This window comes from Dehalococcoidia bacterium (genome assembly GCA_030018455.1).
Taxonomy (GTDB): domain Bacteria; phylum Chloroflexota; class Dehalococcoidia; order DSTF01; family JALHUB01; genus JASEFU01.
This window is the reverse complement of the sequence record JASEFU010000004.1, coordinates 18,315-34,759: the sequence shown is the minus strand read 5'-3', so window position 1 is coordinate 34,759 and position 16,445 is coordinate 18,315. Positions and strand designations below refer to the sequence as shown.

Sequence of the window (16,445 nt, the reverse complement as noted above, 5' to 3'; positions counted from 1 at the left end):
GCCCGTATATCTACCTGGGTTGCCTGCGCTGTTCTTACAGGCGCTCCGAGATTATCCGTGAAAAGTTGGCAAGTATCAGGACGAAAGAAAAACTCACGGCAGAGATGAAGTGGACTAAAGTTTCAAGAAAGTTCCTGAACGCGTACCAGGAATGGGTTGAGGTGTTTCTAGGGGATAAGGCATGTCGCTTTTTGGTGATGCGAGCGCCGCGTTCGTCGATAAGTAGGCGAAGAGAGGAAGGCTTCTTCAACGTATACAGGCATTTTCTTATGAGAGTCGTACCTCCACGCACGGGGTGCTATGTCTGGGTCGACGGCGTAAGCCTTCGACGCCGCTCACGCTGGGCAGGTCTGTGGTATCGAATAAACAAGTCTAGGCGTGGAAGTTGGGGGTTGGAAGGTCGCAACATCTATAAGTTGAATGTTGTTGAGGAATCCAGATCTAACGACCTTATTCAATTGACCGACGTATTGCTAGGTGCCATTACCGCGTCAGCTGACGGATCGATAGCGGAGCCGAAACGTTGCTTGGCAAATCGAGTTGCCTCTCATGTTACTGAAACACTAGACACACATCGTGGATATAGCGCAAAAATATGGCTCTTTGACTACCAAGAGCCTTCATCAAGCAGGAGACCCCAATGACCCTTGACGACCGCCCTCGCCTCATCGAAGTCGCGTTCCCGCTGAAGCAGGCGTCGCTGGACTCCGTGCACGAGAAGAACGTGCGCCACGGCCACATCTCGACGCTCCACATCTGGCCGGCGCGACGCCCGCTGGCCGCCTGCCGCGCGGCCCTCATCGCCACGCTCCTGCCCGACCCCGGCAACAACGTCGAACGCCAGCGCCTCCTCGAGCGGCTCGGCGGCAAGGTCGTGACCAAGAACACCACCAAGCGCGTCGGCGGCCGCGAGGTGCCGGTGGTGAAGGAGGAGACGGTCGGCGGCATCCTCCACTGGGGACGCGAGAATGGGCCCGACCTCGAGTTCTTCCGCGAGGAGATCCGTAAGGTCTATGGCCGCCCGCCCCGGGTCCTCGACCCCTTCGCCGGGGGTGGGGCCATCCCCCTGGAGGCGATGCGACTGGGCTGCGAGGCCACGGCGATCGACATCAATCCCGTCGCGTGGTTCATCCTGAAGTGCACCCTGGAGTATCCGCAACGGCTCGCCGGCCAGACGCGCCCGCTGCCGAAATTCGCGCTCGAGTCGCCGGAGTTCATGGCGGAGTACCTGAAGCAGACCGGCAGGGCGAAGAAGGGGCGCGGACGAAGGGACGAGGGCCAGCAGGCGCAGATGCTGGAGCCGCCGGAGGCCGACCTGGCCTGGCACGTGCGCGCCTGGGGCCACTGGGTGCTCCAGCGCGCCCGGGCCGACCTGGAGCGCTTCTACCCCACGGTGGAGGGGAAGCCGACGGTGGCCTACCTCTGGGCGCGGACCGTCACCTGTAAGAACTGCCGCGCCACCTTGCCCCTGCTCAAAACGCTGTGGCTGTGCCGCAAGGAGAAGAAGCGTGTCCGGCTGAAGCTCGTGCCGCGGACCGACCGCTCCGGCGTGGACTTCGAGGTGGTGGAGGAACCCAGGGTGGGGGGGAACGGCGCCCAGCAGCGCGCCCACGACCGCCGTGTGGGGCGGGGGACCATGTCCCGTTCCGGCGCCTGGTGCCCAGTCTGTGGCGGCCCCGGCACTGTGGCGATGACCATGGAGGACATCCGCGCCGAGGGTATGAATGGGAACCTTGGCGCGCAAATGACCGCTGTGGTAGTGGACGCGGCCAAGGGCAAGGAGTACCGCCTACCCGCCAACGAGGAGCTCCGCGCTGCCGAGGAGGCCACCGGCTGCGTCGAGTCCACCTTCCAGGATGTCCCCTTTGGACTGCCGACGGAGCCCCTGCCTACCAAGGAGGCCCTGGGCTTTCGCGTACCGCTCTATGGCTTCGACCAGTGGTACAAGCTTTTCACGCCGCGCCAGCTCGTGGCCCTGGGCACGTTCGTGAAGCACACGCGTGCCGCCCGCGATGCCATGCGCGCCGAGGGCTACCCGCCGGAGTGGGTGGAGGCGGTGGGGGCGTACTTGGGCATCGGCGTGGATAAACTTGCGGATCGGTCATCGGCTTTGTGCCGCTGGGACGTGGGCTATACAAAGGTAAACAGCACGTTCACCCGCTTCGCATTACCCATATTGTGGGATTTCTGTGAAGGCAATCCTCTTTCAGACACCACAGGCAATTACCTGTCCTGCTTGGAGTGGGTTGCTGAGTGCGCTGCACACTGCTCCAGCGCTGCCATGCGAAAGCCTGCGCCAACACCCCTTGCGTGTTCCGCTTCGACAAGCCCTGAGGTCGGTTGCTTTGACGTCGTCGTCACTGATCCTCCCTACTATGACGCTATTCCCTATTCGGACCTGATGGATTTCTTTTATGTCTGGCTTCGGCGAGCCTTGTACGGTCTTTCACCTCAAACAGATTCAGCGCTCCAAGACGCACTAGGCCCGAAGTGGAACCACTCTCAAAATGACGGGGAGTTGATAGACGATGCCAGCCGCTTTGGGGGCGATGCCCGTCAATCCAAGGCAGCATACGAAGATGGCATGTTTCGCGCATTTCGGGCTTGCCAAGAGGTTCTGGAGCCAAACGGAAAGATGGTAATAGTCTTCGCGAACAAACAGCCGGAAGCCTGGGAGACATTGGTCTCTTCAATGATTCGGGCCGGGTTTGTCGTCAATGGAAGTTGGCCTATTCAGACAGAGATGAGCAACAGATCAAGAGCACATGGATCGGCGGCACTGGCTTCATCCGTCTGGCTCGTATGCCGGAAGCGGCCGGAGACGGCGCGGCCCGGCTGGGACACCCAGGTGCTGGAGGAGATGCGCACCAACATCTATCAGCGGCTCCGCGACTTCTGGGACGCCGGCATCCGTGGCCCGGACTTCGTCTGGTCCGCCACCGGCCCCGCCCTGGAGGCCTACAGCAAGCACCCCGTGGTCAAGAAAGCCGACGAGCCCAACGCCGTCCTCACCGTCTCGGAGTTTCTGCACCACGTCCGCCGTATCGTGGTGGACTACGTGGTGGGCCGCGTCCTCTCTCGCGACGGCGAGAGCGAGGAGGCCGCCAGCCTGGATAACCCGACCATCTACTACCTGCTCCACCGCCACGACTTCGGCTTCGCCGAGGCGCCAGTCGGTGCCTGCATCCTCTACGCGCAGTCGTGCAGCCTCCGCGACCGCGACCTGGCCGACCGCTACGATCTCGTCGCGTTCACCAGCGGCTCGGCAACCGAGGACGAGGAGGAAGAGGACGAAGAGGGGGACGAAGAGCCGGAGGAGCGGGGAAGCGGTAGCAAGGTGCGGCTCAAGCGCTGGGACCAGCGCCGGGGCAAGTCGCTGGGCCTGGACGCGGAGGGCCGACCGGCGCCGCTCATCGACCAGGTGCACCGCATCATGCGCCTCTGGCGCGAGGGCGACGTCCAGAAGGTAGACGCCTACATCGAGGACCGTGGCCTTCGCGGAAACGCGCTCTTCCCACGTCTGCTCCAGGCCCTGGTCGAGCTGGCGCGCAAGGACAACCAGCCGGAGGAGCGGGCGCTCCTGGAGGCCGTCATGAACCACGTCGCCGCCCGCGGCGCCCATCCCCAGATGCGGCTCAACCTTGAAGGCTCGCGCGAAGGAGGCGGGTAGGATGGTAAAGTCAACATACACGCCGTGGCATCAGGTCGTGACCTTGCGGGACGACCTCCGGACGGGTGAACTCACCCTCAGCATCTTCGCCGCCGACCTGTACGACGTGGTTATGGGACGGGCGCGGCCGATTTACCAAGACCCCCAACAGTTCTTCGCCCTCACATACCCCACCTTTAACCTACGGGAGCTGGTCAAGGATGTCCTACAGCGGCTCGCGGGCAAGAACGAGAAGGCCGTGCGTCAGCTAGAGCTGACTTACGGCGGCGGCAAGACCCACGCCCTCATCACCCTCTATCACCTGGTGAACGAGCCGGGAAGCCTGCCGGACCTACCCGCCATCCACGAGTTCATCCAGCACGCAGGGGGCGTCACGCCGCCCAAGGCGCGCGTCGCCGCTCTATGCTTCGATAAGCTGGACGTGGAGAAGGGGATGGAGGTGCATGGACCGAACAGAGAGTCGCGTTGGCTCCGGCACCCGTGGAGCGTGCTCGCCTTCCAGATCGCCGGCGCGGATGGCCTGCGTCTCCTCCATGCGGAAGACAAGGACGAGGAGCGCGAGGCTCCCCCGGCGGAGAACCTACTACGGGATCTTCTGGCATTTCCCTCCAAGGACGGGCTGACCACTCTCGTGCTTATCGATGAGGTGCTGATGTTCGCCCGCGAGAAGGTGGGCCTGGATCCGCAGTGGCGCCACCGCCTCCAGGACTTCTTCCAGGCCCTTACCCAGGCGGCAACCAAGGTCGACCGAGCGTGCGTCGTCGCGTCGCTGCTTGCCACTGATCCGCGCAAGAGCGACGAACTCGGCAAGGAAATCGCCAAGGAGCTATACGACGTCTTTCGTCGAGAGAAAGAAGAGGGCGTCCAGCCGGTGGAGAAGCAGGATGTGGCTGAGGTGCTGCGCCGTCGGTTCTTCACGGCCGATTCCATCCGCGACCGGGAAACGTTCCGTCCGCACGTGGTCGCCGCCCTTGACGGCATCCAGGCGCTGGACGAGGGGACGCGGAAGAACCGGCAGGGGGAGGAGGAGCGTTACCTTGCCAGCTACCCCTTCCACCCTGAATTAACCGAGGCGTTCTATACCAAGTGGACGCAGCTCGAGGGATTCCAGCGCACCCGCGGAGTGCTCCGGACGTTTGCCATGGCCCTTCGGGACGCGGAGAAGTGGGATACCTCTCCGTTGGTCGGCACGAACGTGCTCCTCAACGCTCCGGGTCAGACCGGTCTCTCTGAGGCGGCCCGCGAATTGGCCTCCATTGCTGCGACGGAGGAGTACGAAGGTAAGCGGCAGGAGTGGTCGGCCATCCTGGAGGGAGAGCTTGCGAAGGCCCGTGACGTCCAGCAGGAGTTTCGGGCACTCAAGGAACGCGAGGTTGAACAAGCTGTGATGGGAACCTTCCTTCACTCGCAGCCCATCGGCCAGCGAGCGTTGACCCGCGATCTGCTGGTTCTGCTCGGAGCAGCAAAGGCGGACAAGATCGAGTTGGAAAAGGCGTTGCGGCGGTGGACCGAGGTCTCCTACTTCCTTGACGAGGCGGCGATTGCGGAGACGAACGGAGGCAACGGCACGGCATCGGTAGAGGAGTTGCCAAAGTGGTGGCGTCTCGGGACCAAGCCGAACCTACGTCAGATGCACAGCGATGCTTGCGCCCGCGTGCCTGCGGACGTTATTGAGGTGAGCATACGGGACCTGATCGCCAAGGAGAGACGTCTAACTGCCGGCGCCTCGGCTGCTGGTGCTCGGGTGCACAACGTACCGGAGCGGCCCCGCGACGTCGAGGATGACGGCGAGTTTCACTATGTAGTTCTCGGTCCCCGAGCAGCCTCCGAGTCCGGCAAGCCAAGTTCAGAGGCACGGCGCTTCATCGATGAGACGACGGGCCCTGACCGGCCACGCGTGTACCGCAACGCCATCCTACTGGTCGTCCCTTCCAAAGATGGGCTTGAGCTAGTGCGAAGTCGTGCACGGGACTATCTTGGCTGGGAAGAGGTTAGGAATCTGCGAGAAGCGAAGGACTTCGACGAACTCAGAAAGACGCTGCTCGCGGCGTACACCGATGAAGCCCGGAAGAGAATCCCCGACGCCATCGTCCAAGCCTATTGCATCGTGGTCGCCGTGTCAGCCAAGGGCGAAGTAGAGGCGTTCCGGATCACGCCCAACAGTGAGCCGGTGTTCGAAACCATCAAGAACGACAAGCGCTCACGAATCCAGGAATCAGCGATTAGCCCGGAGGCCCTCCTGCCCGATGGTCCATACGCGCTCTGGCGAGATGGGGAGACCTCACGGCGCGCGAGTGACCTAACTCGCGCTTTCGCCCAGTTCCCGCATCTACCCAAGATGCTTCGACAGAAGGATATTGTCGACACGCTGGCCCTCGGCTGCCAACAGGGATACTTCGTGCTGCGTCTGACGCGTCCCGATAAGAGCGTCCGTACCATCTGGCGGTCTCACCCTACCGAGAATGACCTTACAGAGCGGGACCTCGAGGTTGCTCTGCCTGAGGCCTCTGAGCTCACACACCTTGACGGGGGACTCCTGGCCCCTGGCGCGCTGCCCGGACTGTGGCCGGAAGCGGCAGAATCGATAGCAGTGGGCGATGTATTGTCCTTCTTCGACGGATCCCACACGTGCAAAGTGATGCGCGAAGGCTACGAAGAGGTCTTCCCTGTCCCCAGGGCAGCCAAAGAAGTTGTGGAGGAAGCGATTCACGAAGCGGTCAGGGCGGGGTCGGTCTGGCTCACGGCAGGTCCGGCCAGCCTGTACCGCGAGGAAATTCCCTACGGAGTCCTGAGCGAGACCGCGGTGCTACACCCGCCCCCGACAGACCTCCCGGCCACTGCCGTGCTCCCCCAGAACCTAGAGGCAGCATGGAGGGACCCTGTCACCACAGCGGCCTCGGTCGGTGACGCCCTCTCTGTCGTTGCTGGTAAGACGCTGCCCTGGACCATCGTCCGCTCCGCCATCGACGCGGCTATCCGCGGCCGGCTCTTGGAGCGCACGCCGGATTCGGGGCCGTGGCCGTGTGATTGGCCGGAGGCTACGAATGTGCGCCTGCGCGTGCCGGAAGAGGCGCCACCTCCATCATTCCCCAGGCGACACGTGGCAGAGGCTGAACTCGAACCCGCCGAGCTCCAGGATCTGGTAGATGGTCTCCCTGAGATCGTCAACGCAGGCGCTGGGCTAGATCTGCGCTTCGTCTTGCGCCTGGAGTTGGGACAGCGTGCTGAGCCATCGCAGGAGCAGCTAGCAAAGCTTAACGACGCGCTAAGAAAGGCCTGCGCGAAGCTCGAATTCGGAAAGGAGCAGTGACACCGACCGTGCCCAGTCCTCGGGGAAATGTGGAGCAGCAGCCTGTGGGACAGTGCCTATGGCTCGCATCCTTCACTTCGCAGACCTGCATCTGGACTCGTCGTTCGCCGGCGTGGGGATGGCCTCAAGTGAGGCCAGCAGGCGTCGCGAGGAGCTCCGCGCCGCCTTGCGTCGCATCGTCGACCTCGCCCTGGAACACGACGTGGACGCCCTCACAGTGGGCGGCGACCTTTACGAGCATGACCGCGTAACGCTGGATACTGGCCGCTTCATCGCGAGCCAGTTTGAGCGGCTTATGCCGCGGCCAGTGCTGGTCGCCCCAGGGAACCACGACCGATGCGTGCCCGACAGCATGTACCGCCGCCTCGACTGGCCTGGCAACGTCCACATCTTCGACAGCACGCAGTGGCAGTCAGTCAGGATTGCGGACAATGTCGCCGTCTGGGGCGTGGGCCACACCGGTCCCGCCGTGCGGGAGAACCTCCTTCGTGGACTGAGACTCGACCGTTCGCGGAGCGCCGTGGCGCTCTTGCACGGCTCCGACATCTCCGCCGTACCCGAGGGCAAAGCGGCCCATTGCCCGTTCGAATCCGCCGACATCGAGTCATGTGGCGTAGTGTTCGTGCTGCTGGGTCACTACCACCGGATGCGGCTCTGGCCACGCGACCTGCCACGCTGCGGATACCCTGGCAGCCCCAAGCCGCTGGGGTTCGACGAAGAGGGGCCGCACTACGTCCTCCTGCTAACGATTGGCGACGGCGGGGCGACAGCACAGCCACTTCACGTCAACGAGGTCTCCTATCGGACTGAGCGGATAGACGTGACGGGCATGTCGACGTGCGATCAAATCAGGGAAGGGATAGCAGCCCTCGCCGGCGACCATCCACCTACACTTGACATCGTCAGGGTGGTGCTGGATGGGCAATCGGACCCAGACGTGGACATCGATGTGGCCGGCCTCCTGTCGGCCACGGCCGAGCGCTTCAGGTACCTAGACACCGTCGATGGAGACCCAGGCCGCGTTTGACTTAGAGGAGCTAGGGGATGAGGCGACCACTCGCGGAGCGTTCGTCCAGCTGATGCGGGAGCGAATAAACGCAGCGGAAGGGACAATCGAGAAGCAGCGCCTCGAGAACGCTCTTCACTACGGGCTGCAGGCGTTCGCAGGCCACGAGGTGCGGCCTCGAGGTTCACGCGAATTGAGGTCGACGGCTTCGGCTGCCTCACTGACCTTCGGGAGGACCTGGCACCAGGGCTCCACCTCTTCCATGGTCCAAACGAATCGGGCAAGTCTACCCTGCAGCAGGCAGTCCTCCCCCTTCTCTACGGCTTCTCCAGGGAGACAAAGCACGACGGAGTGAAAACGAAAAACGCGAGAGGTACGCGCCCTGGAACGGAGGCCCCTACCGTGGTCGCCTGGAGTACGAGTTGGGGGACGGCTCTCGGTTCCGCGTGCAACGCGAGTTCGACAGCGCAGACATGCCGACCTCTGTCTGGGACCTTAGCACGGGCAGGGACGTCACGGATCAGTTCGGGCGGGGCCGTCACGGCAATATACCCTTTGCACGTCAGCATATGGGGATGACGAAGAGCGTCTTCGAGGCGTGCGCGTTCGTCTCGCAGGGGGGAGCTGTTCGCGATTGCAGACGAGGATCGTGTTTCGCCCCAGGAGATCGGCGGTCACGCTCGAGGCGATCCTGGCGGGCCTGGAGCGGCTGGTCTTCGCCGCTTCCGGGGACCACAGCCGCCGCAGCCGCTGGGTGCGCAAGGCGGTTGTCCGGGCGTCGCTGGACGGCGGGGGCTTCTGGGAGCTGCCGGTCGCCTTCCGGGGAGGCGCTGGCCGACCCCCGCGACGCCTGGTTCGCCGTGCGGAGCGCCATTGAGCGGCACCCGCCACAGCGGCCCGTAGACGAACTGGTGGTAGAGCTGGTGGGCCTGAGCGCCGAGTCCGGCAAGCAGATCACCATGTTCGACGGCGACCGGGCGAAACTGCGGCGGCAGGTGAAGGAGGCGGTGCGACAACTTCAGGCGCAGCAGGGGCGCAGTCTCAGGCGGCGCGCTTGAGGGTGGCCTTCCGACGTGGTGGGTTCGCCGCATGAGGAAGGCCGCGCTGCAACGTGGCCGGAGCACGGACACGAGTGCGAACGATGCGCTCCGGCGGCCGCCCTAGAAGGGTGGCCTTCAGTTGAGGAATGGGTGCGACAACAACTGCGCCACACTGGTGTATACTACGTGGCCGAAAGGAGGAACGATGCCTCGCGGAAGAGCCGTCCGGCGCAACCAACTGCCGTTGGCGGACAACGGCGCCACGCTCGGCTTCGAGGCCCAACTGTGGGCCACTGCCAACGCCCTGCGCGGCTCGATGGACGCCGCCGAGTACAAGCACGTGGTGCTGGGGCTCATCTTCTTGAAGTACATCTCCGACGCCTTCGAGGCCCACCACCAAAAGCTCGAAGCGGAACGTGACCAGGGCGCGGATCCCGAGGACCCCGACGAGTACCGGGCGGAGAACATCTTCTGGGTACCGGCCGAGGCGCGCTGGTCCCACCTCCAGAAGAACGCCCGCCAGCCCACCATCGGCCAGCTCGTGGACGACGCCATGGCGGCCGTGGAGCGGGACAACCCCTCGCTCAAGGGGGTGCTGCCCAAGGACTACGCGCGCCCCGCGCTCGACAAGCAGCGCTTGGGGTCGCTCATCGACCTCGTGACCAACATCGATCTGGGAGGCGGCGACAACCATGCCCGCGACATCCTGGGGCGGGTCTACGAGTACTTCCTCGGCCAGTTCGCGACCGCCGAAGGCAAGAAGGGCGGCGAGTTCTACACCCCCCGCTGCATCGTCAAGCTCCTGGTCGAGATGCTCCGCCCGTACAAGGGCCGGGTCTACGACCCCTGCTGCGGCTCCTCGGGGATGTTCGTGCAGTCCGAGGAGTTCATCCGCACCCACGGCGGGCGGATCGGCGACATCAGCATCTACGGCCAAGAGCTCAACTACACCACCTGGCGGCTGGCGAAGATGAACCTCGCCATCCGCGGAATCGACGGGAAGATCGAGCAGGGTGACTCGTTCACCAACGACCGCTTCCCCGACCTCAAGGCCGACTACATCCTGGCCAATCCGCCGTTCAACATGAAGAGCTGGGGCGGGGAGCACCTGCGGGAGGACCGCCGCTGGAAGTTCGGCGTGCCGCCTGCCGGCAACGCCAACTTCGCCTGGGTCCAGCACATGATTCACCACCTGGCGCCCACGGGGCTCGCCGGGTTCGTGCTTGCCAACGGATCGATGTTTCGCAACCAGTCGGGCGAGGGCGAGATCCGCAAGAACATCATCGAGGCCGACGTGGTGGACTGCATGGTGGCGCTGCAGGGGCAGCTCTTCTACTCGACCCAGATCCCCGCCTGCCTGTGGTTCCTAGCGCGGGACAAGAAGAACGGCCGCTTCCGCGACCGCCGCGGCCAGGTGCTCTTCATCGACGCCCGCACGATGGGGCAGATGGTGGACCGCACGCACCGGGAACTCACCGACGAAGATATCAGGAAGATCACCGGCACCTACCATGCCTGGCGGGGGGAGAAGGACGCGGGCGAGTACGAGGACGTGCCCGGCTTCTGCAAGAGCGCCACGCTGGAGGAGATCCGCAAGCACGGCTACGTGCTCACGCCTGGGCGCTACGTCGGCGCCGAGGCGGTAGAAGATGACGGCGAGCCGTTCGACGAGAAGATGGCGCGGCTCGTGGCGCAACTGCGCGAGCAGCAGGCAGAGGCGGCGCGGCTGGATGCCGCCATCGCCAGGAACCTGGAGGAGCTGGGGTATGGCGGGTGAGTGGCGGAAAACTACGGTTGGGGAGTTTGCTCCGTTTGCCTACGGCAAGGGGTTGCCCGAGCCGCAGCGCGACCCGCTTGGTAATGTTCCTGTGTTTGGTTCGAACGGAATTGTCGGTTTCCACAGTGAGGGTTTTACCTCTGGCCCTACCATCATTATCGGGCGCAAGGGCACGGTTGGTGCTGTTCACTTCAGCCCGAAAGGATGCTGGCCCATTGATACGACGTTCTTTGTGGTGGATGAAGATCACGAAATAGCGCGTTTCAAATACTATCTCCTTAAGTCGCTCGACCTCGAGCACATGAACGCTGATAGCGCCGTGCCAGGCCTCAACCGCGAAGCAGCACACGCGCGGCAGGTCCGCGTGCCTCCCCTCCCCGAACAGCGCGCCATCGCCCACATCCTCGGCACGCTGGACGACAAGATCGAGCTGAACCGGCGGATGACCGAGACGCTGGAGGCGATGGCGCGGGCGCTGTTCAAGTCGTGGTTCGTCGACTTCGAGCCCGTGCGGGCCAAGATGGAGGGCCGCTGGCGCCGCGGCGAATCCCTCCCCGGGTTGCCCGCCCACCTCCACGACCTCTTCCCCGCCCGCCTGGTGGACTCCGAGCTGGGAGAGATTCCGGAGGGGTGGGAGGTGGCATCCCTACCAGAGCTGATCGAAATCAACCCGCCGCGAGTGTTACGCAAAGGCGAAATTGCGCCCTACTTGGATATGGCGAACATGCCAACTCGCGGACACGCGCCTAGCGATATTGTCGAGCGGGCCTTCGGATCCGGTATGCGCTTCACGAACGGCGACACGCTCGTGGCACCCATCACGCCGTGCTTGGAGAACGGCAAGACTGCATTTGTCGACTTTCTTCAGAACGGACAGATTGGCTGGGGCTCGACCGAGTACATTGTGTTGCGCCCAAGGCCGCCGCTGCCTGAGGAGTTCGCTTACTGTCTAGCTCGCAGCGATACATTCCGTGAATTTGCCATCCAGAGCATGACGGGAACGAGCGGTCGGCAACGTGTCCAGGCCGACTCGCTTGCACACTTCCCCTTGCCACGAGTTCCGGAGCCGGTCGCAGAAGCGTTTGGCTGTGCGATCAAACCCCTGTTCGCACGGTCATCCGCCGCAGTGCGCGAATCCCGCACCCTGGTTGCGCTGCGCGATGCGCTGCTGCCCAAGCTCATCTCCGGCGAGCTGCGGGTGCAGGATGCGGAGCGGTTCCTGGAGGACACCGTCGCATGAAACGCGAGGCCAAGCTCCTGCTCGAGAAGGCCTGCGATGCACTGATCCTGAGCATCGAGCTGTTCAACCGGCCGTACGATCGCGGGCGAGTCAGCAGTACTCTCATCCTCCTCGACCACGCGTTCGAGATGCTGCTGAAGGCCGCCATACTCCACCGGGGCGGCCGCATCCGGGAGAAGCGCGCGAAGGAGACGATCGGGTTCGACGCCTGCGTGCGTCGGTCCCTCAGCGACGGCAAAATCAAGCACTTGAACGAGGAACAGGCCCTCCTTCTCCAGACCATCAACGGCCTCCGGGATGCTGCCCAGCACCACTTGCTCGACATCTCGGAAGGCCAGCTCTACGTGCACGTCCAGTCGGGCGTCACGCTGTTCCGGGATCTGTTGAAGAGCGTCTTCCACCGGGAGCTTGCTACCGACCTCCCGGCCCGCGTGCTCCCCGTCTCGACCTCGCCTCCCACGGACCTCGCCACGTTGTTCGAGTCGGAGGTCGTCGAGATCAGGAAGCTGCTGAAGCCAGGGCGTCGGAGGCGATTGGAAGCCTTAACACGGCTTCGCCCTCTGGCGATCTTAGACGCCACGATCCAAGGCGAAAAGGGCCAGCCCAGCGACGCGTCTCTGCGTCGGATGGGTCGAGATCTCTCGCAGGGTCGCGATTGGGCCGACGTGTTCCGCGGCGCCGCGGCCGTCGAGATCGCAGCCGACGGCACCGGCCCGAGCCTCTCGCTTCGATTGACGAAGAAGGAAGGCATTCCAATCCAACTGGTGCCAGAAGGGACACCTGGCGCATCGGTTGTTGCCGTCAAGCGCGTAAACGAACTCGCCTACTACAGCCTCGGCGCGAAGCAGCTTGCGGAGAAGGTTGGCCTAAGCATGCCGAAGACGGTTGCGGTCGTTGATTATCTTGGCCTTCGTAACGTGGTGGACTGCTACAAGGAGTTCCAGATAGGCAGTCAAACGCACAAGCGGTACTCGCCCAAGGCGATTACGAAGATCAAGGAGGCTTTGCAAAAGGAGAGCGCCGACGAAATCTGGCAGAAGTGTAAGAGTGCGAAGGCCAAGGGTAGGGCATGACTTCCTTCACCGAATCCGACGTCGAATCCTCCGCCCTCGCCTGGCTGGAGGCCACCGGCTGGCAGGTCGCCCACGGCCCGGACATCGCGCCGGACATGCCGACGGCCGAGCGTTCCGACTACGGCCAGGTGGTCCTCTCCCAGCGCCTGCGCGATGCGCTGGCGCGGTTGAATCCCGACCTTCCCCCTGAGGCGCTGGAAGACGCCTTCCGCAAACTCACCCGTCCCGAGGGGGCGACGCTGGAGCAGCGCAACCGGGCTGTGCACCGGATGCTCGTGGACGGCGTGACGGTGGAGTGCCGCACAAGCGAAGGCGCGATCCGCGGCGGCCAGGCACGCGTCATCGACTTCGACGATCCCGACAACAACGACTGGCTGGCGGTGAACCAGTTCACCGTGGTCGAGAACCGCCACACCCGGCGGGCGGATGTCGTGCTGTTCGTCAACGGCCTTCCCCTCGCCATCATCGAGTTGAAGAATCCCGCCGACGAGCAGGCCACCATCTGGTCCGCCTACCAGCAGCTCCAAACCTACAAGGAAGAGGTCCCCTCGCTTTTCGCCTACAACGAGGCGCTGGTCATCTCAGATGGCCTCGAGGCGCGCATCGGCACGCTCACGGCCGACCGAGACCGCTTCATGCCCTGGCGCACGGTCGGTGGCGAGACCGTGGCGCCAGCGGACGTCCCGCAGCTCAAGGTGCTGCTCGAGGGGGTGTTCGAGAAGGGTCGATTTCTCCAGCTCGTCCGTCACTTCGTGGTGTTCGAGGACGAAGGGGGCGGGAAGCTGGCCAAGAAGATGGCCGGCTACCACCAGTTCCATGCCGTGAACGTGGCGGTGGAGGAGACGTTGCGGGCGGCAGCGCTCCGGGCCGATCAGATCCGCGAGGCGGAGGGACTCTACGAGGCCGGGCGCAGGCCCGGTGGGGAGCCCGGCGACCGCCGCATCGGCGTGGTCTGGCACACCCAGGGCTCGGGCAAGAGCCTGACCATGGCGTTCTACGCGGGTCGGATCATCCGCCATCCCGAGATGGAGAACCCCACCATCGTCGTCCTGACCGACCGCAACGACCTGGATGGCCAGCTTTTCGGCGTCTTCTCCCGCTGCCGGGACCTCCTGGGACAGGACCCGATCCAGGCGGAGAGCCGGGCCGAGCTGCGCGGGTTGCTCCAGGGGCGGCGGTCGGGCGGCGTCATCTTCACCACCATCCAGAAGTTCCTGCCCGAGGAGAAGGGCGACCGATACCCGCAGCTCTCCGGTCGGCGCAACATCGTCGTCATCGCGGACGAGGCCCACCGCAGCCAGTACGACTTCATCGACGGCTTCGCGCGCCACATGCGCGATGCCCTGCGCAATGCCTCGTTCATCGGCTTCACGGGGACGCCGCTAGAGCTCGAGGACAAGAACACCCGCTCAGTGTTCGGCGACTACATCAGTGTCTACGATATTCAGCGCGCGGTCGAGGACAAGGCCACCGTACCCATCTACTACGAGAGCCGGCTGGCCAAGCTCGATCTCCCAGAGGAGCTGAAGCCGAGGGTCGACGAGGAGTTCGAGGAGGTCACCGAGGGCGAGGAAGTTGAGCGCAAGGAAAAGCTCAAGACCAAGTGGGCGCAGCTCGAGGCGATCGTCGGGGCGGAGAAACGCCTCCGCCTGGTGGCCCGGGACATCGTCGAGCATTTCGAGAAGCGCCTGGAGGCCATGGAAGGGAAGGCGATGGTCGTCTGTATGAGCCGGCGCATCTGCGTCGAGCTCTACAACGAGATCGTCCGCCTCCGCCCCGCCTGGCACGAGGACGATGACGACCGAGGCGAGATCAAGGTGGTGATGACGGGCTCGGCCTCGGACACCCCAGAGTGGCAGCCGCACATCCGCAACAAGCCGCGCCGGGAGTTCCTCGCCAAGCGCTTCCGCGACCCGAGCGACCCCTTCAAGCTGGTCATCGTCCGCGACATGTGGCTCACGGGCTTCGATGCCCCTTCGCTGCACACGATGTACCTCGACAAGCCGATGCGCGCCCATGGGCTGATGCAGACCATAGCGCGGGTGAACCGGGTCTTCCGCGACAAGCCCGGGGGGCTGGTGGTCGACTACCTGGGTCTCGCCCACGAGCTCAAGCAGGCCCTCGCCACCTACACCGAAAGCGGGGGAACGGGGCGGACCGCCGTCGACCAGGGCGAGGCGGTGGCAGTAATGGAGGAGAAGTACGAGATCTGCTGCGACCTCTTCTACGGCTTCGACTGGTCCCCCTGGAAGACGGGGGGACCGGAGCAGCGCCTCTCGCTGCTGCCGGCGGCCCAGGAGCACATCCTGGCCCAGGAGAACGGCAAGGAGCGCCTCCTCCAAGCCGTCTCGGACCTCTCGCGTGCCTTCGCCTTGGCGGTGCCGCACGAGAAGGCCCTGGCCATCCGCGACGACGTGGCCTTCTTCCAGGCGGTGCGGGCGGCGCTCGCCAAGCGCGCCCCGAGCGAGCAGCGCACGGAGGAAGATCTCGAGCACGCGAGCTCCTCCGGAAGCTCCTCGAGGGCGAGATCAAGACCCGCCGGCGGAAGAACGTGGTCCAGGCCCGCTCCTTCGCGGAACTCCTGGAGCAGGCCATCCGCCGGTACCAGAACCGGGCCATCGAGGCCGCCCGCGTCATCGAGGAACTGATCGCCCTCGCCAGGGAGATGCGGGAGGCGGACCGCCGGGGCGAGGCGCTGGGTCTCTCCGAAGAGGATCTGGCCTTCTACGACGCGCTGGAGACCAACGACAGCGCCGTCAAGGTGCTCGGGGAGCCGACCCTGCAGCAGATCGCCCGCGAGCTCGTCGAGACGGTTCGCCGCAACGTCACCATCGACTGGACCGAGCGCGAGAACGTCCGGGCCCACCTTCGCCGGCTCGTCAAGCGCGTGCTGCGCACGTACGGCTACCCGCCGGACAAGCAGGAGAAGGCGACCCTCACGGTCCTGGAGCAGGCGGAAGTGCTGTCGCAGGAGTGGGCCACGGCGTGACATTCGGTCACGGTTGCTCGGGCTGCCTCTGGAGGGAAGAGCGTCAGCCACGGGCGGTTGCGCGGCAGGGAGGCCGAATGTTCAGCCTCACAGAATCTGCTGACGCTCTGCCAACCGACTGCTTGGCAGAAGGGACCATAGGAAAGGGCGGAGCACCACGGACGAGGCCCCGCCCATGTTCGTGCAATGGGAGCTAAGTCCTGCGGGAAAGCTTCCGTCCTGTGGCGGGGTCACCCGTCGGACCGATCGATCAGGCCGTTACCCCTGAAGGATCGCCCGCCAGCGGATGGGCCGCTTGCGACGGTCAGCGGCAGCGAGGACACTAAACGTCAGAAAAGTT

The 16,445-nt window shown here is 64.4% G+C and carries 9 protein-coding genes and 1 pseudogene; all 10 read left to right on the top strand.

Annotated features, from left to right (window positions below; all coding sequences use genetic code 11):
* The first annotated feature begins 640 nt into the window (after positions 1–640).
* The 10 genes and pseudogenes from QME71_06865 to QME71_06820 all read left to right on the top strand — a co-directional run bounded on the left by QME71_06865 (position 641) and on the right by QME71_06820 (position 16,105).
* Entirely contained in the window at positions 641–3,670 is a 3,030-nt protein-coding gene (locus QME71_06865) for a DUF1156 domain-containing protein (GenBank protein MDI6858018.1), read from the top strand.
* Between the two features lies 1 nt (position 3,671).
* On the top strand, positions 3,672–6,980 hold the full coding sequence (locus QME71_06860; GenBank protein ID MDI6858017.1) for a DUF499 domain-containing protein: 3,309 nt from the start codon (positions 3,672–3,674) through the stop codon (positions 6,978–6,980).
* A gap of 58 nt (positions 6,981–7,038) precedes the next feature.
* Complete coding sequence (locus QME71_06855; GenBank protein ID MDI6858016.1) at positions 7,039–8,007, top strand: DNA repair exonuclease; 969 nt, start codon at positions 7,039–7,041, stop codon at positions 8,005–8,007.
* A 171-nt stretch (positions 8,008–8,178) separates the two neighbouring features.
* Positions 8,179–8,565, top strand: coding sequence for an AAA family ATPase (locus tag QME71_06850; GenBank protein ID MDI6858015.1), 387 nt, complete (start codon positions 8,179–8,181; stop codon positions 8,563–8,565).
* 55 nt (positions 8,566–8,620) lie between these two features.
* The gene (locus QME71_06845; GenBank protein MDI6858014.1) at positions 8,621–8,863 is read left to right on the top strand and encodes a hypothetical protein; all 243 of its coding nucleotides are present in this window, start codon (positions 8,621–8,623) and stop codon (positions 8,861–8,863) included.
* Positions 8,864–8,897: 34 nt separating this feature from the next.
* The gene (locus QME71_06840) at positions 8,898–9,044 is read left to right on the top strand and encodes a hypothetical protein (protein MDI6858013.1); all 147 of its coding nucleotides are present in this window, start codon (positions 8,898–8,900) and stop codon (positions 9,042–9,044) included.
* 187 nt (positions 9,045–9,231) lie between these two features.
* Positions 9,232–10,803, top strand: a complete 1,572-nt coding sequence (locus tag QME71_06835) for a class I SAM-dependent DNA methyltransferase (GenBank protein MDI6858012.1) — start codon at positions 9,232–9,234, stop codon at positions 10,801–10,803.
* Positions 10,793–12,043 carry a restriction endonuclease subunit S gene (locus tag QME71_06830; GenBank protein MDI6858011.1) on the top strand — a complete coding sequence of 417 codons (1,251 nt, stop codon included), beginning with the start codon at positions 10,793–10,795 and terminating at the stop codon, positions 12,041–12,043. Before QME71_06835 ends, QME71_06830 begins: the two co-directional genes overlap by 11 nt.
* Positions 12,040–13,116 carry a hypothetical protein gene (locus tag QME71_06825; protein MDI6858010.1) on the top strand — a complete coding sequence of 359 codons (1,077 nt, stop codon included), beginning with the start codon at positions 12,040–12,042 and terminating at the stop codon, positions 13,114–13,116. The genes QME71_06830 and QME71_06825 overlap by 4 nt, the downstream gene beginning before the upstream one ends.
* A pseudogene (locus QME71_06820) lies at positions 13,113–16,105 on the top strand (type I restriction endonuclease subunit R). The gene QME71_06825 and the pseudogene QME71_06820 overlap by 4 nt, the downstream one beginning before the upstream one ends.
* Positions 16,106–16,445: the final 340 nt, after the last annotated feature.